The sequence below is a fragment of the Jeotgalibacillus malaysiensis genome, assembly GCF_044789845.1.
Lineage (GTDB): Bacteria > Bacillota > Bacilli > Bacillales > Jeotgalibacillaceae > Jeotgalibacillus > Jeotgalibacillus malaysiensis_A.
This window is the reverse complement of the sequence record NZ_CP085252.1, coordinates 334,383-351,541: the sequence shown is the minus strand read 5'-3', so window position 1 is coordinate 351,541 and position 17,159 is coordinate 334,383. Positions and strand designations below refer to the sequence as shown.

Here is a 17,159-nt window from a genome sequence, read left to right as displayed (position 1 = left end):
GCCATTTCAATTAATTGTAAATGACAGTGCGCTAATCCGCTACCCATTATTAAGACTCCTGCATCACCCACACCTCATACAGCCGGTCGAGCTCTGCTTGAAGCTTCATTCTTTCTTCCGTCAATTGCTCATAAAACTCCCAATCATCCCCGACTGACTCAATCTTGAGATCGATCGACTCAATTTGTTTTTCAAGTTCTGCAATCTGCTCTTCTGTATCAGGTTTCTTTTTCTCAACAGCAGGCTTCGCTGGCGGAACCGACTTTTCTTTTTTCTCCTCAGTAACAGGCAACGGCCGCTTCTCTCTGGTCCATTCATAAGTTCCTTCATAAATCGTCAGTTCCCCATTCTCAATCCATGCCGTTCGGTCAAAAATAGCATTTAGAAAATAACGGTCATGTGATACTGCAATAATTGTCCCTTCAAACTGCTGCAGTGTTTCTTCAAGCACTTCACGTGACTCTATATCCAGATGGTTTGTCGGTTCATCCAGCACCAAAAGATTAATCTCATCATGCATGAGCTGTGCCAGCCTTAACCGCATGCGCTCGCCACCACTCAGGTTCTTCACCTTTTTAAAAACGTCATACCCATAAAATAAAAACCGTGCAAGTACGTGACGTGCATCTCCCTCTGTCATCGAGACATGCTCCCTGAATACATCAATGACACGCATCGAAGGATCGCTGTATGAAAACAGCTGTGACAGATACCCGACTTTCACATTACTGCCAATGCGGCATACCCCTTCATCAGGCTCTACGTCATCTGTAATCATTTTGATCAAAGTGGATTTTCCGGCACCATTTCCACCGACAATCCCTATATGATCCTGCCATTTAACAGATAGGTTTACATCTCTGAACAGCCAGTGATCATATCGCTTCCCAACCGCTTCAAAGGTAATGGCATCCTTTCCGCTCCGGTCAGCTGCATCAAGAGTCAGAGACATTTTCTTAACAGTCACAGGCTTTTTCACACGTTCCATCCGCTCAAGTGCCTTTTCCATACTTTTCGCTTTTTTAAATAGTTTTTCATTAGGCGGATTGGCTTCATTTGCCCATTGTCTCAGCCTGCGAATTGATTCCTTCATCTTTTTAATTTTTTTCTGCTGCTCTTCATATTGATGAAACTCCTGCATGATCCGCTCTTCTTTTGCTTTAACAAATGCATCATAATTCCCCTTGTAGCTGTATGGCTCTCCGTCCTCAATCTCCACAATCCTGGTTGCAGTCTGGTTGAGAAAGTGACGATCGTGGGAAACCATCAGAACGGCTCCCTTATGTGCTTTAATGAACTCTTCAAGCCATTCAATCGCATCCATATCGAGGTGATTTGTCGGTTCATCTAGCACGAGCAAATCCGGGTTGGTAAGCAGAATGGCTCCTAGCATAATTTTCGTCTGCTCACCACCGCTCAGGTTTCTAAAAGGTAACTCCACCAATCTGTTAAGCTGCAGGCCGTTAATCACTGTCTGTATTTTTGAATCACGTTCATATCCTTCTAAAAGGGCAAACTGCTCCTGCTGATCACCATATTGATTCAGCAGGCGTTCCAGTTCCTCAGGTGAAGCATCAGCCATTTCCTGTTCTATTACTTTCATCTGTTTTTCAACTGCTGTCACCTTTTCAAAAGCAGTCAGCAGGACATCACTTCCAGTCCAGCTTTCAGGATAAGATGGAATCTGATGAAGGTAACCCAGTGTGAGCCCCTTCTTTTTAATGATCCGCCCTGAATCTACGGGTTCTTTTTCAGTCAACAGCTTGAGCAGCGTCGTCTTCCCACATCCGTTCGGTCCGACAAGCCCAAGTATTTCTGAAACCTTCACTTCAATTGTCATATCTTCAAATATGATATTACCGCCCATCATTTTGGCGATATTCTCTGCTTTTAATAACATTTTCCGTTCCTCCAGTTTTTCAGCTGAGGATACGTCTTTTTGAACGCATTGCAGAAAAGCGGAAGGCGCTCGTTCAGCTCCGACAGGCATAAGACGCGGATTGGAAAATGGGTGTAGTTCCCCTTTACCGATCCGTCGCTTATGACCCTAGGAGCTAGCGCCTGGAGCTGGACAAAAAAAGACTGCCTGATCAACAGACAGTCCTCCCGCGCATAGCGAAAAAGAATGGTTCATCAGCTGGTGTATTTTCGTATTTTGCTAAAAATGGACAGACCTCTCCCGTAATTGGCAAAATCGAAAATTAGCGCACGTGAAAAATACAGAAAGCTGATTCGTTTTTCACATGCCATGCCAGCAGATTGATTCATTCCCTTTCACCTCCGATCAGATAAGTTGTCGTAATTGTAGCACAATTCCTTTTTAAAGTGGAGAGACGTATAAATAATTTTACTGCTCGACTACACTTTATTCGCCAAATAAAAAAGCCAAAACCACAATCGCAGTTTCAGCTTTTCGCTCACGTATCCTCATCCGGCACATATTCAATAATATCCCCTGGCTGGCAGTCCAGTGCTTTGCAGATCGCTTCCAGCGTTGAAAAGCGGATCGCCTTTGCCTTTCCATTTTTCAGGATCGACAGGTTGGCCATGGTGATGCCGACTTTTTCAGTCAGCTCTGTTACGCTCATTTTCCTTTTTGCCAGCATGACGTCTATATGAATGACAATTGCCATGTATGTTCACCTCAGACTGTTAAATCATTTTCTATTTTAATATCGATTGCGTTTCTTAATAACTTTTGGAGAACGTATGCAAATACAGCTACAACAAATGATGCAAATATGATGACCATTCCAATCACAATCACGCCTGGGGCATCATCGTATTGGCCGATCAGGAAAAAGAAAGGCATCGTTGCTGTATAGACGGCGCTGACTGCCAGTGCAGCAAACTTAATCATTCGTAACGCTTTTACGGCATGATCTGAGAATGCATCATTCCTGTCAATTAAGTTTAACAGTTTGAACGACTGATATAGCGCGTAGTAAAAAGGAATTCCCGATACATACATCCCAATAATAATACCACGTACCCATCCGCCAAACACCTCATCATCTGCCACACCTCTCCAAAGTGCCGGCAGTGCAAACACACATATCGCCAGAACAGCCAGTGCGAGCACAACTAAAACAAACTTCAAAAACATGGTTGAACTTTTACTCATAAATGACACCTCTCACTTATTACAATAGATGATTCTTCATCACGACTGAAGTTAAGAAAATTTTAGCATGTTATTTATTGAAAAACAATAAATATTTGCTGTTTATATATAAAAAAAGCCATATGCGATATATGACTTTTAATGACTTTATAAAAACCTGAAAGATTTAATATAGCGCTCTAGATATTTTTTCTTGCACTATACAGATGACGCCACACGCTTCTCCATCAATAGTCTGGCCCACCAGAGCAAAATCACGCAATAACCTGCGATTGAAAAGAATGTCCAGAAAGTTCCCTGCTGAAGTTGCAATAGAAAAAATTCAAATTCATTTTGTTCTACAAGCCTGACAGAAGTTGCGCTGTTTAACAGTCCAACAACAGGTATTGCAAATACCAAAATCAAGACAAGAATCTCCATCACAAACTTTCTCTTTCTCCCAATCCTAATCACGGCCATAAAAAAGGTAATAGTGAGAAACCCATAATACATGGCCCAAAACCATCCAGGCATCGTTTCCCAGTACATGTTCTTATCCCCCTTATCTCAGGTGATCTTTTAAAGTTAGACTAAATTACAGTAAAAAGGTTTCGTTCACTTTTGGCTTTTTCTTTTTTCAAAAATACTTTTAACAAACTCTTCCTTAAAATCCGTGTATTCATTTATTCCTTTTGATGATTTTTTTAGATAATCTATTTTTAACTCTAAATACTCATTTCTAGCGGTTTCATTTGAATTCAGATAATCTCTAAAGAAAACTAGATTTCCCCATAGTTTTTTTTGATATTCAACCAAGTGAATAATATGTGTCTTTTCGTCGTATGTGTCATTAGTAAATTTTGCCAATATAATTTCTCCAGGTCTATCTACTTTTAATCTCAGAAAACCGATTTTACTGAATTTTTGAAGTAATGGTTTACCAACCATCCTTAAATCTTCAACACCTACTAAAATATCTATTATCGGCTTTGCTGACATCCTTTTAATTGCTGTACTACCAATGTGCTGAATCCGACTTTCATCAAGGTTTGTATATTCCACTATTTCTTTTTTCACTCTAATAAATTCATCGTCCCATTCAGGTGTGTAATCCACTAACCTTACTTCATTTCTTTTTAGTCCTAATTTCAAAATGGTCCCTCCCATATAAATAAACTTGGTTTACTTAACATCTATTAAAACCCTGTTTAGTGAAATTAGGGAACCTAAATTTATTATATTTTTCAATAACTAAAATTTACTTTTATTATCATATCATTAACTGTTACTTGATTTTCCAGTGACATTCATTAAACATTGCTCAAGTATCTCTAATGACATTTTAGCGTCAGACAGTTTCTTTTAAATGAATGTGGCTTTCTTTCAATGCAGGGCCTTCAATAATTAACGCTGTCATTCCCTGTGCTGAAATGCTTTCATGCCACTCACCCCGCTCCCAGAAGATGACATCCTCCTGCTTTACCGGCTGATACTTCTTGTCTTCACTGCAAACCTCACCTGAGCCGCTAATGACCATCATTAACTGTGGAACCGCTGCCTCATGAAACCCAATGATGCCGCCTGCTTCCAGTGTGACAAATGATGTTTTGTATTCTCCGTTTGACGAGATTAAGGGATTCAATAAACATTCTGAGCCGAAATGCGTTACGTGCTTCGCTTTATCTTTTTCTATTTGAAAAATTTTCATCCTGGCACCTCCCTATTTTACTAGTATAGGAGGTATTTCACGAAAATACAGGACTTAAAATGGAATTTTCTGTGTGCTATAATAGATGTACAGAAAAGGTTGGTTGAATGGGGATGAAACAATGACTTTAAAGCTGATCAGAATTACTGCTGCTGCAGTGACATTCGCCTTTGCAATGCATGGTTTGATTACAGGCAGCAATTTGCTAATAGGCTGGATGATGCTATCGCTTGGTGTAATGATGCTTGTTATGGGGATTGAAGAAATTCAAAAAGATAAAAAGTTGATTGGCTATGTCAGTTTAGGAGCTTTTGTTCTGATTAGTAGTACCGGAATTGAACAGCTCATACAACTATATAAACAATAAAAAGCAGAACTCATGCTAGGCCAGCCATGAGTTCTGCTTTCTTAATTCTTCCTTCATTGCTGCAAACTGCCGCTTCTTTTCAAGGTAAGTCAGCCACAGCCCAAGTCCTGTCACAACAATAAATAATGGAATTGCTATGAAACTACTGACAGGCGTAATGGACCCTAACACCATGATTGCAAACCCTACGACTACGATAAAAACACCTATTACTGCACCCCTTCCATTTAGAAAAACTCATACAACCCATTCTCAAGGTAATTGAACTCCTTAGAACTGAGACGAAATCTCCCATACCCTTTATAAAAGGCCTCAGTTAACTCAATATCAGCCATCACTTTTCGAAGCGCAAGCGCTACATCATATCTGGGGTCTCCAACAGTCATGCCGCCTAAGTCTATAAACAACGAAACTTCCCCATCTGAAACCATCACATTATCTGTCGTGCAGTCTCCGTGGATCACCGTCTGGCTGATCTCAGGAAGCGGATTAGCCCTGAGCTTTTCAAACAGCGTTCTGTCACCATCACATTCTCCAGCTTCAAGATACCGTTCTGCTCTTTTCAATTCACCCTCAATCCAATTTACATTCCAATTAAAATGGGTGGACTTCGTTTCATGAAGCCTCTTCAGCAGCTCTCCAAAGCTTTTCATCAGCTGCTTCTTTTCATCGTGATTTCCTGCACCTCTCAATGCTTTTGTCAATGTAATGCCTTTTTCATATGTCATCAAAAGATGATTGTGACCACTTTCTTCTATGTAATTGATAAAACCGGGTACTGGAATGTCCTGCTGGTCTTTAAGTTTTTCTAATACTTCAGCTTCCGTCTTCAGCCACTCACGATACTTTTCTTTAAATGAGCTTTTCAAAATAAACAACCCATTTTGTGCTGATATTTTATGTACAGTCGAAGTCCATCCCTGATCATCAATCAAATCGATTTGATGAATTCGGCCAGTTGATTTTTCAATGTTACTCAGCAATTCTTCATTAATATTGAACTTTAATCCTCTTGTCAACGGTGTCCCTCTTCTCTCGCTTTGATGTAACCGTAATAGGCACATGTCCCATTTTGAGACAGGTCCTTCACTTCAAAACCGCATTTCTGATAAAACGGAAAGTTATTTGCTGAAGTGTGTGCAAACCAGTCACCGTGAGGAAGCTTTTGCAGACAAAGCTCCACCAGCTTTTTGGCAAGACCCTGTCCTCTGTAATCAGCGGACACTACAAGATCCATGATATTCGCTGCCATAACCTGATCTGAAATCACTCTGATCATCCCGACCATTTTGTCATGATCCCAGACGGTAAATGCCCACGTTGAGTTTTCAAAGATCAGCGTGAATTTTTCCTTTTGCCAGTCAGGAATGTTGCGCGACCAGCCTGCTTCCTGAAACAATTTCTCCACTTCTTCTGCCGGTATTCCCTTCGTTCCTTCTCTGATTACCAGGCCATTAAAGTACTGATACAAGTACATCCCCTCCTGCTCCAAAAGTTTATTTCTCTACGTATGCAGGATTCTCCTTTTTTTAACAGAAATAATATGAGAGAGTACTATTTTCCAGAAATGGGGTATACGCAATGTTCTACAGAAGAAAGCATTACATCATCAAAAATAATTTCATTAAGATATTCAATGACCATTTTAACGAGACGAACTTTCCAAATCAGCTGAAGCATGGCTCACGCCTGGTTGGCAGGTGGATGCGTGATCAGAAGGATGGCACGACTGAAGTGTTTGCAATCTGGGAATATGATCGCTATGAGGATTATATTGCGATTGAGACTGACATAAAAAATGATCGTGAACATATTGCGAGAATTAAAAAGTGGTATGAGTTGCACGGAGGCAGAGATCATGTACTGAGTGAGTATATACTCGAGGTGAAAAATGAAGCACTGGAGGATACGGTCAAATAACCTTTTGTAAGCAACTCCTTTGACTTTACCCTTCGATCTGTATTACCTTTAATTCCGACCTGATTAATAGACTTTTAAAAAGTTAAATAGATCAAATGATTTTAGGAGGGATTTCATTGAAAAAGATTTGGAAGGGCTATTTGGATGCTTCATTGATTCTGAAGATCACGATTGCCCTTGTGATTGGTGCAGCAGTCGGGTTTATTTTCGGTGAACAGGCGTCAGTTCTGACTCCGCTTGGCGATCTGCTGATGAATCTGCTGAACTTCTTAATTCTGCCACTGATCTTATTCACGCTGATTGTCGGTGTGAATCAGACCAGGCTGAATTCACTTGGGCGCATGGGTGGAAAGGTGTTTCTGTACTATGCTGCAACATCAGCACTTGCCATTATCGTCGGGCTGACTGTCGCTTCACTGTTTTCACCTGGAACAGGTATGACACTTGATACAAGTGAGACATTTGAAGCACCGGAAAATCCGGGTATTGTAAGTGTTCTTTTAAGTATTGTACCTTCAAATATTGTGACGGCATTCTCTGAATTCAATCTGCTTGGTATTATTTTTACAGCGATTGTTTTCGGGATTGCGATCTCTTATCTTCGTTCAAAAGAAGAAACGCAGGCACTTGGTGAACAGGTGTACAGTGTCGCTAACGGACTAAATGAAGCGACAATGTTCATCGTAAGAGGCGTGCTGCAATATGTGCCGATCGGTGTATTTGCGATCGTTGCAAATACAGTCGGAACGCAGGGTACAGGCATTCTGCTTGAGCTCTGGAATGTTGTGATGGTGCTGTATGTAGGGATTGCTGTGCAGATTTCACTCTACATTTTAGTGATGGTGCTATTTAAAATCAACCCTGCTGCTTTCTTCAAGCAGGCAAGAACACCGATGCTGACAGCCTTTGTCACGCAAAGCAGCTCAGGTACGCTGCCGCTTACACTGAATGCAGCTAAGAATCTCGGGCTATCAAAAAGCTTATACGGCTTCAGCCTGCCGCTTGGCGCCACCATCAATATGGACGGTGCAGCAATCCGGATTGCTGTATCAGCCGTTTTTGCAGCCAATGTTGTTGGTCAGCCGCTCGGCCTATCTGAAATGCTGATGGTCGTACTTGTCGGAACGCTTGCTTCAATCGGAACAGCCGGTGTCCCAGGCGCTGGTATTGTGATGATCGCCACTGTGTTCGCACAGCTCGGTCTGCCGATGGAAGCTGTTGCACTGCTTGCAGCCATCGATGTGCTTGTTGGAATGGGTGCAACAATGCTGAATGTGACAGGAGATCTGGTTGGATCAAATGTCATTAATAAGACTGAAGAGAAGAAAAAAGCTGCTTAATCGAAAAAGCTGCCTGGTTTTCAAAACCGGCAGCTTTTTATTTATAACTATCTTTTCTATGACCAATTTCTAATATTAAAATTGTAATTGTTTGATCATTAATGTCTGCAATCAATCGATAGTTCCCGATTCTATAGCGCCACTCCCCTGAATGATTTGCTACCAGCCCTTTTCCATGCAACCTGGGATTTTCGGTATCGACAAGGTTCTTTTTAATCCACGCCATAATGATCCTGGACTGATGTGGATCCATTTTTTTAAGTGTTCTACGAGCATTGCGCTCAAATTCAACTTTATACTTCTTCATCTGAATTTAGCTCTTCCATCATTTCATCAAATGAGACTGTATCGGGCGCTTGCTTGTGCTCCGCCATTGCTTTCTTATAAAGTGCAAGGTCAACTTCATCTTCAATTTTTTCAAGCACTGCATCCCTGAAAAGCGCCGATAAAGAAATATTATTTGCCTGGGCGTATTCCTTAATTAACTTTTCATCTTCATCATCTAAACGAAGTGAAATCATACTCATATTTAACACCTTCCTTTGTCATACATTGTATTACGTTTTTTCATTTCCTGCAATTTAGATGTATACTCTATTTTATTCATTAGAAAAATTTAAGTGAGAAAACGTATGGTTACTTAACCGTATACCTTTTCACCTGGAGGACATCATGAAACGAAAGAAATGGCTTTTGATTTTACCCGCACTTTTTATACTGATCTTCTTTCTGTATGACCAGAATAATCGTTTAACAAAAAGCACTTATACAATCACTGCGGAAAACATACCTGAAGCCTTTGAAGATTATAAGATTCTTCAGCTATCAGACTTACATAACAAATCTTTTGGACAGAATCAGCAGCGGCTTGTTGATGAAGTCAAAGCCTCTGAGCCGGATCTCATCGTGATCACAGGCGACATTATTGATGAAAGACGGTATGATGAAGAACCCGCTTTAACACTAGCTGATGAAATGGTGCAGATTGCTCCTGTTTACTATGTATCTGGTAATCATGAAATGCGATCAGGGAAATACAAAGGACTGAAATCCAAGCTGAGTGAAATAGGTGTTTCTGTGCTGACAAATGAAACCACGCTAATCTCACAAAATAATACCAGCATACAGTTAGCAGGAATTGAAGACCCTTCTCCTTCAGATGCCTTCACCACTGTCGCTAATCTCCAACAGGCTTTCAACGAAGCTGAGAGCGATCCATTTACCGTGTTGCTGGCACACAGACCTGAATGGTTCTCACTTTACCGTGAGTATCAACCCGACCTGATTTTCTCGGGACACGCACACGGCGGACAGATCAGACTACCGTTTATCGGCGGGCTTGTCGCGCCGAATCAGGGACTCTTCCCTGAATACACTTCAGGTGTACACGCAGTGGATGGTTCCAGCCTGGTTGTCAGCCGGGGGCTTGGAAACAGTCTTTTTCCGTTCAGAGTTTTTAACCGGCCTGAAATTGTAGAAGTTGTACTTAATACAAATTAAACGACGAGGAGTGGAATGATGAAAAGGGTAGACGTTGTGTATTCGTTGATTGTTGATGAAAAAGAAGAAAATGTACTGGTGGTCCATAATATTAAATATGATAACTGGTCTTTACCGGGTGGATCAGTTGAACCTGGAGAAACACTGGCTGATGCAGCAGTACGTGAAGCCCGGGAAGAAACCGGATTGAATGTTGAACTCGGACGCATTCTGACTGTGAATGAAGCTTTTATGATGAAAGATCAGCACCATGCAATTTTCATTACCTTTGCCGCCAGCATAACGGATGGCGACATTGAGATTCAGGATACAGAAACAGTATCGAATGTGAATTGGGTAAGTTTGAGTGAGGCTGATGAATTAATGCCTTATTATAAAGGTGGTTTAAAGCAATTGCTGAAGGGTGATGCGCCTTACGTGTTTCAGGGGGAAGTGAAGTAACTCCTGGTCTGTACAAAAGCTGTTTATTAGAAAAAGGATAAATATAAATTTCACTTTTGGTCAAAAAGAATTCGGACAAAATCTCTTTTTGCGGCAATAATTCGGTAAATGAATATAAACTGAGAATCATATTTGTAGAAAATCAAATAATCATTACATATCAAATATCGATAATCTGTTGGAATAAAAATCTTCGAGGAGAGCTCTCTACCCGCTAAGTGGTGCGATTTTAATGTTTCATAGCACTGAACGATCTCTGAAAGTATTTTTCGGGCAGCTTCGGGGTGGTCAAATTCAGAAGTAATATAATACTCAATTTCCAATAAGTCGTTTTTAGCTATGGGGCTGATTCTAATATTTCTCATTCGTTCAGCCCCAATTCTTTCTTGATATCCTCACCTGATATCCAACTGTTATCTTTCTCCACTGACTTCTCTGCCTTTAATAATTCTGTTAAAAGTTTGATTGTAGCCTGATTTTTTTCATATTCATTAATGTCTACAATCGCAAACCTTCCACGTCCATTTTTAGTTAAAAAAACTGGAGCACCTTCACTGATATCTTTTAAGACATCATTGTAGTTTCTCAGATCTGAAACTGGTTTTATATTTGGCATGTTTATCCCTCCTATTAACAGAATTATATCATAATTCAACACCATATATTACTTAATATTTAACAACAAATTATTCAACAACACAAAAAGCCGGCATCATCAGCCGGCTTCTCGTTGATATTAAACTGCTATCTTACGGCATTCCTCTGCACAATTGCGGCAGGCTTCTGCACACTGCTGGCAGTGATCATGATCATGCTTGGCACACTCATCTGCACAAGCTTCACAGATCTCTGCGCATAATCCGCAAATCTCACGTACATGCGGACTGTTTGTCTGCATCGCAGTAATCGCAAGTGAGCAGATATCTGCACATTCACGATCTGAACGGATACAATCCGCCATCATTTTTACGTCCTCTTCATTCAGGCAGGCATCAAAACAATGATTACAGGCTTCCAGACACTTCATACACGCTTCAAGGCAATCCTGGTATTGCTGATTCATCTGTAGTTCCTCCTTTATGTAGGTTCTAGTACATACTTTCCCGATGAAATTATTGGTAAACAGATTCTGCTGAATTCATTAAAAAACCTGTGTTTCTGCATATTTTCTGCACAAAATCTGCGTATACTTGTTATATGAAAATGAGGTGGGAGGAATATGAATAAAATTTCTTTGAAAATCAGTCTATTTTATTTAACAGGAATCGCCATTATTCTGACGATCTCTTTATTTCTGGTACATGACCACCTTGTAGATCAACAGGTTGAGAATGAACTTGAAAGATTACAGCAGCGCGGCGACAGCCACCGGGATGTGCTGGCGGATCATTTCAATGCTACGACAGTGAGCCATGTCGTCATGATGGAAGAAAATGCCCTGACCGAAGTTGTCATCATTAATGAAGACGGATTACCTGAGGCAGCGTCCAATCAGGCTGACACATTTGTTAAAGAAGAGTGGCTAACTGCACCTGAGGGCATTGTCGAGGACGACTGGCGTAATGAACCCTTTTTAGCTGCTGTCAGCCCTTTAAATAACGGTCAAAAGGTAATCATGCTTGAACCTACCCGCCAGATTCAATCGCTCATCAGTGAGCTGAACCACCACTTTGCCATAGCCGCCTTGTTAACGGGTTTATTCCTGTTGGTCAGCCTGTATTTCTTAAGCCATTTCATTACAGGCCCCCTTCTTTCCATTCGAAAAGCAGCGGGGAAACTTAGTCAGGGCGACGTACTGACTGTTCCTGAGACAAAAAGAAATGATGAAATAGGTGAGCTTGCCAGATCAATCACAAAAATCTCCGGTGACCTGCATCAAATTCAGCAGTCACGTAAAGCTTTCCTCACTTCAATTGCCCATGAACTCAGAACACCCACCACCTATATAAAAGGTTATGCAGGGTTATTGAAAAAAGAGGATTCAGCTTACGGGAGGATTATTTATGAAGAAGCAGACAGACTTCACCGGCTGATAGAGGATTTATTTGAGCTTGCAAGACTAGAAGAAAACAGCTTTACAATAGAGCCTGAAAGGACAGAAATAACAGGATTTACAAAAGCGGTGATTAAAAGAATTCAGCCGGCTTTTGAAACAAAACAAATCAGCCTCCAGGTTGAAGCTGAAAAGCCTTATTTTAAGTGGATTGATCAAAAACGGATGGAACAGGTATTGATTATTCTGTTAGATAACGCACTGAAATATACCCCCGCTCAAAGGGCAGTAAAGGTCTCCATTATCAATGAAAAAATTGAAATCACAGATGAAGGCCCCGGAGTCACAGAGGAGGCGCTGCCTCATTTGTTCGAGCGCTTTTACAGAGTGGATGTTTCAAGGAACAGAGACACTGGCGGTACAGGTCTCGGGCTTGCGATCGCAAAGGAAATTATCGACGCGCACCATGCCTCAATTTTTGCTGAGAATACAACACAGGGGTTAAAGATCACCATTGACCTGAGAGGAGTATCCGATGAAGAAGATCGTACTCGTAGATGATGAACAGAGAATGCTGGATCTGCTTGAGTTATACCTTAAACCGCTCGGCTATGAATGTATTAAACTTAGAAGCGGCGAAGATGCAATCAAGCTAATAAAAAATGAGGAACCCGACCTGCTCATTCTTGATGTCATGATGCCTGTGATGGATGGATTTGAGACGTGCCGTATGATTCGCAGATTTTCAGACGTCCCAATCATTCTGCTAACGGCCCTCCATGAAAAAGAGGATATTGTCAAAGGGCTTCAGTACGGTGCAGATGACTATATTGTTAAACCGTTTGATGAGGAAGAGCTGGTGGCAAGAATTCATGCGGTATTCAGACGTACCTCAGACGATTTCGCCAGAAGAATTGAATATGAAGGGCTCGTCTGGGATGAGTTCTCACATGAGCTTTCTTACGAAGGGAAACAGCTGAGGGTTACACCAAAAGAATTTTCAATCCTCGGGCAGCTCCTGAAAAACCCTGGACGCGCCTACTCGAGAGAACAGCTATTATCGATTATCTGGGGATATGAAGCATGGACAGATGGACGTACAGTCGATTCGCACGTCAGAAACCTCCGGGAAAAGCTTAGAAAGACAGGCTTTCCTGTTGAAGAACATTTACAGACAGTATGGGGAGTTGGTTATAAGTGGATAAAATAAAAGCAGGACTTTTAAGCAGCGTGGTGCTGTTGACAGCGTGCTCGTCAGATGAAGCATTTTTCGAAGAAGTAACTGCAGATACTGGACATGCTCACGTACATGGCATGGACTATGTAGACGGGGAACTCATGATCGCTACACATTACGGGCTTTTGAAAAAAGGAGACGAAACATGGCTTCATTCGACCACCAACAACCATGATTATATGGGCTTTACTGCATTTGAGGAAGGCTTTTATGCAAGTGGACATCCCGAACCTTCAAGCGACCTTGAAAATCCACTCGGGCTTGTGAAGAGTACTGACCAGGGAGAAACACTTGAACAGCTTGTATTCTCAGGCGAAACTGATTATCACTATATGTCAGCCGGTAAAAACACCGGCCGCCTCTATACCGCGCTGATGCATGGAAATAGTGAACTTGAAGCAGGATTTTATTATACAGATGATGAAGGCGACAACTGGACATCAATGCTGCTTTCAGGTCTTGAAGCAGAGTCAGTTTTTGGTCTGTCCGCCCACCCTGATCATCAGGATCAGATTGCAATTTTAACAAATAGAGGCCTTTATGAGTCCACTGATGCAGGAGAGACTGTAACTTTAAAAGAGAACAGTGAAGGAACAAGTGCAGCACACTATACAGAAAGCCAATTTTACACAGTTAAAAATCAGGTGTTCATTTCTCAGGATGAAGAATTAGGGCAGATACCACTTGAAGAGCCTGTTTTGTATCTGGCAGTGAACCCCTCTGATTCAGAACAGATCTATGCAGTTACAGGAGAAGGTGAAGCTGCCGTGACGGTGGATGGCGGAACCAGCTGGACAGCTGAGTACATCATTCCATCAGAATAATGTCCTACTAAAAAAGCTGAGAGTTGCCTCTCAGCTTTTTGGTTATTCTGCAGATAATTCATCCTCTGTGACCCATTTATGATTCGTTACTTCTTCACCTGATTCCAGTGTGAAGTCAATCATATAAACCGTCGTTTCCACTGCGGTATCGATTGTTGCAGTAGCACCATTCATGCCTTCCATATGATCAGCTTCTACCTGTACTTCATCACCTTCTGTGTAAGGTTCCTCTCCAGCGTCTGTGATTTCCTCATGAATGATCCACTTATGGTCTTCTACACGTTCACCACCATCAGTCGGGTCATAAGAAATACTGTAAGCAACTGTATCATAAGCGCCTACGATCGTTGCCTCAGCACCTTCCATTCCCTCCATATGTGCTTCAGTGATGATTGCAGTGTCCCCTTCTTCAAATGTCGGGTTTTCTGCCTCTTCTAACCCTTCAGGCACTTCGCCTGAGCCAGACATGTTCATGCCTGAGTGATCCATACCTTCCATTGAATCCTCATCTTCCATGTGGTCCATGTCATCCATATTTTCATCCATGTTTTCGTCCATATTATCATTCATGTCGCCTGATCCCATGTCATCATCGCCGCCACAGGCTGCAAGCATCACACTTAGAGTAAGCGCCATCGTGCCCATTACTAATTTGTTTTTCATTTGAAGATACCTCCTGTTATTTTGATTCATTCTTAATCTACCCAAAGAATGTGCAGAAACTTTGCAGAAATACAGTTTCATCACATTGTCACAGTTTTTTCTTTTTTAAATGGGGTATCGCGATGGAAGTAGTGCCTTGGTTTCGTACCCGGGGTGGTGGTATAAAAGTGCTGATACTAATTCCATCAAATTGGAATGTTTTGCTTCAATTTGTTTTTTTATTCCTTCAACATGGATTTTTATCGATCAATATTTAAATCGTTTCCTTCAGTGCCTCTAAAAGGTAATAGAATTCCTTCTATTCACCTGATATTCAATTCAAATTTGTATACATTTCATTCAAGTCACAGCACTTTCCCATCACCAACCGCTTTCTACAGCACCTTCACCAATCCTCACTTTTTACTTCCCCTCACCCTTGCCATACAATAAATACAACAAGTCTGACAATAGGGAGTGATTCCAATGAACGAAAAAGCTTCCCCAATCATCATAATCGGTGCCAACATCGCCGCTGCAATTGTCTTCATTTCACTCATTCTCAGATCACAGGATGGTTATGGAGCAGCTGACTTCGCTCTGATGATTCTGATGCTTGCTGTCATCCTCTATATTAAAAAGCTCGAACAGGACACGTTATCTAAAAAGATGAAGCTCTACGCAAACGCCGGGTATTATGTGACCGCGCTTGTTGCGATTATCGTTTTTTATTGGTGTGCACATCAAAAAACCAGAAGGCTGATTATACCTTCTGGTTGCTGCTCATATAAACTTCCCCATCATCAGCTCGTCCACATAATGATCCGGACCAAACTTCACGTGCTTCCGCTTACGCCCTTCTTCTTCAAATCCCATATTCTTATACAAATGAATTGCACGCTCATTATCCGCAAACACTTCTAGTGAAATCTTCTCCACTCTGCCATCCTGTCTGGCCCAGTCAAATAATGATTCGAGCAGTTTCCGTCCAACTCCCTGGTTCGTATAAGCCTCCTGTACGCTCATCCCAAAAATCCCTTGGTGACTGAACTTTTTCATAGAAGACAAACGGAAATTCAGCATGCCGATAATCTGCTCGCCTATCTCAGCCACAAGCACCACCCCGCGCTCTTCATGTGAACGAATCCATTCCTTTTCTTCTTCGACTGTCACACTGAACTCAGCTGGTGAGGTACCCATCTTATCAGCATTTTCAGCCAGAACCTGCTTTACGTGATCTCTGAGACCTTCTGCATCCTCTTCTATCGCTCGTCTGATTATAAGATTCTGTTGATCCTTCACTCTTCCTCACCCTCCTCCGAAAACAACTGCTCAAGCATACGCTCCCTGTGCTGCAGAAAGTACCGCGTAATCTGATAATGATCCGTCATTTCATACTCAATCGGTTTAATCTCACCATCATCAAAGCTTAATATCTCAGCACCCGGATAACCGAGCAGAATCGGTGAATGCGTCGCAATGATAAACTGACAGTTCCCCTGCTTTTCAAGGTCATGCATGATTTTAAGCAAAGCAAGCTGACGCTGGGGAGAAAGTGCAGCCTCAGGCTCATCCAGCAGATAGATCGCTTTTTGCTGAAAACGGTTCGCAAAAAGGGACAGAAAAGATTCACCGTGAGACTGCTCATGCAGCGACTTCCCTTCATAAGAAGCATAGGTTCGCCCGTCATCCTGCGCCATTTCATCAAGATGTGTCGCAAACTGGTAGAAAGATTCAGCACGAAGAAAAAATCCATTCGTCACCTTTGGCATCCAAGATAGTCTGAGATAAGGACCGAGCGCTGAATCTGACGCATGAAGATCGTATGTATTGTTCCTTCCACCGCCAGCCGGATTGAACCCGCACTGATCCGCAATCGCTTCTAAAAGGGTTGACTTACCTGAGCCATTTTCGCCTACAAAAAACGTGACGTTCTTATTCAACTCCAGCTCACTAAAAGTGCTGATCGCAGGAATATGAAATGGATATTGGTGTGAATGCTTTATTTCGTCCCGCTTTAAAGCTATCCTTTTTAGAAACATTCTTTTCACCTCTTTGTAACTTTACGTTTCATCAGGGCAAAT

General features: G+C 41.7%; 26 protein-coding genes. 8 read left to right on the top strand and 18 right to left on the bottom strand.

Annotated elements, in window-relative coordinates:
• Positions 1 to 49: 49 nt before the first annotated feature.
• The 7 genes from abc-f to LG330_RS01980 all read right to left on the bottom strand — a co-directional run bounded on the left by abc-f (position 50) and on the right by LG330_RS01980 (position 4,811).
• Positions 50 to 1,900 (bottom strand): ribosomal protection-like ABC-F family protein, encoded by a 1,851-nt coding sequence (abc-f, locus tag LG330_RS02010; RefSeq protein WP_404407053.1) that lies wholly within the window; start codon positions 1,898 to 1,900, stop codon positions 50 to 52.
• Positions 1,901 to 2,133: 233 nt separating this feature from the next.
• Positions 2,134 to 2,250: an RAxF-45 family protein gene (locus LG330_RS02005; protein ID WP_404409467.1), complete on the bottom strand. Its 117-nt coding sequence runs from the start codon at positions 2,248 to 2,250 to the stop codon at positions 2,134 to 2,136.
• A 167-nt stretch (positions 2,251 to 2,417) separates the two neighbouring features.
• Positions 2,418 to 2,633 (bottom strand): helix-turn-helix transcriptional regulator, encoded by a 216-nt coding sequence (locus tag LG330_RS02000; protein ID WP_039806720.1) that lies wholly within the window; start codon positions 2,631 to 2,633, stop codon positions 2,418 to 2,420.
• An 11-nt stretch (positions 2,634 to 2,644) separates the two neighbouring features.
• Complete coding sequence (locus tag LG330_RS01995) at positions 2,645 to 3,124, bottom strand: DUF2975 domain-containing protein (RefSeq protein ID WP_404407052.1); 480 nt, start codon at positions 3,122 to 3,124, stop codon at positions 2,645 to 2,647.
• A gap of 198 nt (positions 3,125 to 3,322) precedes the next feature.
• Positions 3,323 to 3,652 (bottom strand): hypothetical protein, encoded by a 330-nt coding sequence (locus LG330_RS01990; protein WP_404407050.1) that lies wholly within the window; start codon positions 3,650 to 3,652, stop codon positions 3,323 to 3,325.
• Positions 3,653 to 3,718: 66 nt separating this feature from the next.
• Positions 3,719 to 4,255 carry a GrpB family protein gene (locus tag LG330_RS01985; protein ID WP_404407049.1) on the bottom strand — a complete coding sequence of 179 codons (537 nt, stop codon included), beginning with the start codon at positions 4,253 to 4,255 and terminating at the stop codon, positions 3,719 to 3,721.
• A gap of 196 nt (positions 4,256 to 4,451) precedes the next feature.
• Positions 4,452 to 4,811, bottom strand: a complete 360-nt coding sequence (locus LG330_RS01980; RefSeq protein ID WP_404407048.1) for a cupin domain-containing protein — start codon at positions 4,809 to 4,811, stop codon at positions 4,452 to 4,454.
• Between the two features lie 85 nt (positions 4,812 to 4,896).
• Between LG330_RS01980 and LG330_RS01975 the strand changes: the two genes are divergently transcribed.
• Entirely contained in the window at positions 4,897 to 5,178 is a 282-nt protein-coding gene (locus tag LG330_RS01975; protein WP_404407047.1) for a DUF3953 domain-containing protein, read from the top strand.
• Between the two features lie 15 nt (positions 5,179 to 5,193).
• Here LG330_RS01975 and LG330_RS01970 read toward each other — a convergent pair whose 3' ends face one another.
• Genes LG330_RS01970 through LG330_RS01960 form a run of 3 tightly spaced genes read right to left on the bottom strand, consistent with a single transcriptional unit; the run spans position 5,194 to position 6,649 of the window.
• Positions 5,194 to 5,352: a hypothetical protein gene (locus LG330_RS01970; RefSeq protein ID WP_404407046.1), complete on the bottom strand. Its 159-nt coding sequence runs from the start codon at positions 5,350 to 5,352 to the stop codon at positions 5,194 to 5,196.
• Between the two features lie 53 nt (positions 5,353 to 5,405).
• Positions 5,406 to 6,197, bottom strand: a complete 792-nt coding sequence (locus LG330_RS01965) for a phosphotransferase (protein ID WP_404407045.1) — start codon at positions 6,195 to 6,197, stop codon at positions 5,406 to 5,408.
• Positions 6,194 to 6,649: a GNAT family N-acetyltransferase gene (locus LG330_RS01960; RefSeq protein WP_404407044.1), complete on the bottom strand. Its 456-nt coding sequence runs from the start codon at positions 6,647 to 6,649 to the stop codon at positions 6,194 to 6,196. Before LG330_RS01960 ends, LG330_RS01965 begins: the two co-directional genes overlap by 4 nt.
• A gap of 110 nt (positions 6,650 to 6,759) precedes the next feature.
• Between LG330_RS01960 and LG330_RS01955 the strand changes: the two genes are divergently transcribed.
• Positions 6,760 to 7,098 (top strand): cytoplasmic protein, encoded by a 339-nt coding sequence (locus tag LG330_RS01955; protein ID WP_404407043.1) that lies wholly within the window; start codon positions 6,760 to 6,762, stop codon positions 7,096 to 7,098.
• Between the two features lie 116 nt (positions 7,099 to 7,214).
• Positions 7,215 to 8,438 carry a dicarboxylate/amino acid:cation symporter gene (locus tag LG330_RS01950; protein ID WP_404407042.1) on the top strand — a complete coding sequence of 408 codons (1,224 nt, stop codon included), beginning with the start codon at positions 7,215 to 7,217 and terminating at the stop codon, positions 8,436 to 8,438.
• 37 nt (positions 8,439 to 8,475) lie between these two features.
• Here LG330_RS01950 and LG330_RS01945 read toward each other — a convergent pair whose 3' ends face one another.
• On the bottom strand, positions 8,476 to 8,745 hold the full coding sequence (locus LG330_RS01945; protein ID WP_404407041.1) for a type II toxin-antitoxin system RelE/ParE family toxin: 270 nt from the start codon (positions 8,743 to 8,745) through the stop codon (positions 8,476 to 8,478).
• A complete protein-coding gene (relB, locus tag LG330_RS01940) occupies positions 8,732 to 8,965 on the bottom strand; it encodes a type II toxin-antitoxin system RelB family antitoxin (RefSeq protein ID WP_404407040.1) in 234 nt (77 codons plus the stop codon). The genes LG330_RS01945 and relB overlap by 14 nt, the downstream gene beginning before the upstream one ends.
• A 145-nt stretch (positions 8,966 to 9,110) precedes the next feature.
• Between relB and LG330_RS01935 the strand changes: the two genes are divergently transcribed.
• Together LG330_RS01935 and LG330_RS01930 are read left to right on the top strand one after the other, a co-directional pair.
• Entirely contained in the window at positions 9,111 to 9,938 is an 828-nt protein-coding gene (locus tag LG330_RS01935) for a metallophosphoesterase (protein WP_404407039.1), read from the top strand.
• A gap of 18 nt (positions 9,939 to 9,956) precedes the next feature.
• On the top strand, positions 9,957 to 10,379 hold the full coding sequence (locus LG330_RS01930; protein WP_404407038.1) for an NUDIX hydrolase: 423 nt from the start codon (positions 9,957 to 9,959) through the stop codon (positions 10,377 to 10,379).
• A 50-nt stretch (positions 10,380 to 10,429) separates the two neighbouring features.
• Here LG330_RS01930 and LG330_RS01925 read toward each other — a convergent pair whose 3' ends face one another.
• From LG330_RS01925 to LG330_RS01915, 3 genes are all read right to left on the bottom strand, one after another.
• The gene (locus LG330_RS01925; protein ID WP_404407037.1) at positions 10,430 to 10,744 is read right to left on the bottom strand and encodes a type II toxin-antitoxin system RelE/ParE family toxin; all 315 of its coding nucleotides are present in this window, start codon (positions 10,742 to 10,744) and stop codon (positions 10,430 to 10,432) included.
• On the bottom strand, positions 10,741 to 10,995 hold the full coding sequence (locus LG330_RS01920; RefSeq protein ID WP_404407036.1) for a type II toxin-antitoxin system prevent-host-death family antitoxin: 255 nt from the start codon (positions 10,993 to 10,995) through the stop codon (positions 10,741 to 10,743). The genes LG330_RS01925 and LG330_RS01920 overlap by 4 nt, the downstream gene beginning before the upstream one ends.
• Before the next feature lie 120 nt (positions 10,996 to 11,115).
• On the bottom strand, positions 11,116 to 11,442 hold the full coding sequence (locus tag LG330_RS01915) for a four-helix bundle copper-binding protein (RefSeq protein ID WP_404407035.1): 327 nt from the start codon (positions 11,440 to 11,442) through the stop codon (positions 11,116 to 11,118).
• A gap of 156 nt (positions 11,443 to 11,598) precedes the next feature.
• Between LG330_RS01915 and LG330_RS01910 the strand changes: the two genes are divergently transcribed.
• Genes LG330_RS01910 through LG330_RS01900 form a run of 3 tightly spaced genes read left to right on the top strand, consistent with a single transcriptional unit; the run spans position 11,599 to position 14,433 of the window.
• The gene (locus LG330_RS01910) at positions 11,599 to 12,933 is read left to right on the top strand and encodes an ATP-binding protein (RefSeq protein ID WP_404407034.1); all 1,335 of its coding nucleotides are present in this window, start codon (positions 11,599 to 11,601) and stop codon (positions 12,931 to 12,933) included.
• Positions 12,908 to 13,582, top strand: a complete 675-nt coding sequence (locus LG330_RS01905; RefSeq protein WP_404407033.1) for a response regulator transcription factor — start codon at positions 12,908 to 12,910, stop codon at positions 13,580 to 13,582. Before LG330_RS01910 ends, LG330_RS01905 begins: the two co-directional genes overlap by 26 nt.
• Positions 13,570 to 14,433, top strand: a complete 864-nt coding sequence (locus LG330_RS01900) for a F510_1955 family glycosylhydrolase (protein ID WP_404407032.1) — start codon at positions 13,570 to 13,572, stop codon at positions 14,431 to 14,433. The genes LG330_RS01905 and LG330_RS01900 overlap by 13 nt, the downstream gene beginning before the upstream one ends.
• A 42-nt stretch (positions 14,434 to 14,475) precedes the next feature.
• Here LG330_RS01900 and LG330_RS01895 read toward each other — a convergent pair whose 3' ends face one another.
• The 3 genes from LG330_RS01895 to LG330_RS01885 all read right to left on the bottom strand — a co-directional run bounded on the left by LG330_RS01895 (position 14,476) and on the right by LG330_RS01885 (position 17,117).
• Positions 14,476 to 15,096, bottom strand: a complete 621-nt coding sequence (locus LG330_RS01895; protein WP_404407031.1) for a YdhK family protein — start codon at positions 15,094 to 15,096, stop codon at positions 14,476 to 14,478.
• A 762-nt stretch (positions 15,097 to 15,858) separates the two neighbouring features.
• Positions 15,859 to 16,377 carry a GNAT family N-acetyltransferase gene (locus LG330_RS01890; protein ID WP_404407030.1) on the bottom strand — a complete coding sequence of 173 codons (519 nt, stop codon included), beginning with the start codon at positions 16,375 to 16,377 and terminating at the stop codon, positions 15,859 to 15,861.
• On the bottom strand, positions 16,374 to 17,117 hold the full coding sequence (locus LG330_RS01885) for an AAA family ATPase (RefSeq protein ID WP_404407029.1): 744 nt from the start codon (positions 17,115 to 17,117) through the stop codon (positions 16,374 to 16,376). Before LG330_RS01885 ends, LG330_RS01890 begins: the two co-directional genes overlap by 4 nt.
• Positions 17,118 to 17,159 lie beyond the last annotated feature (42 nt).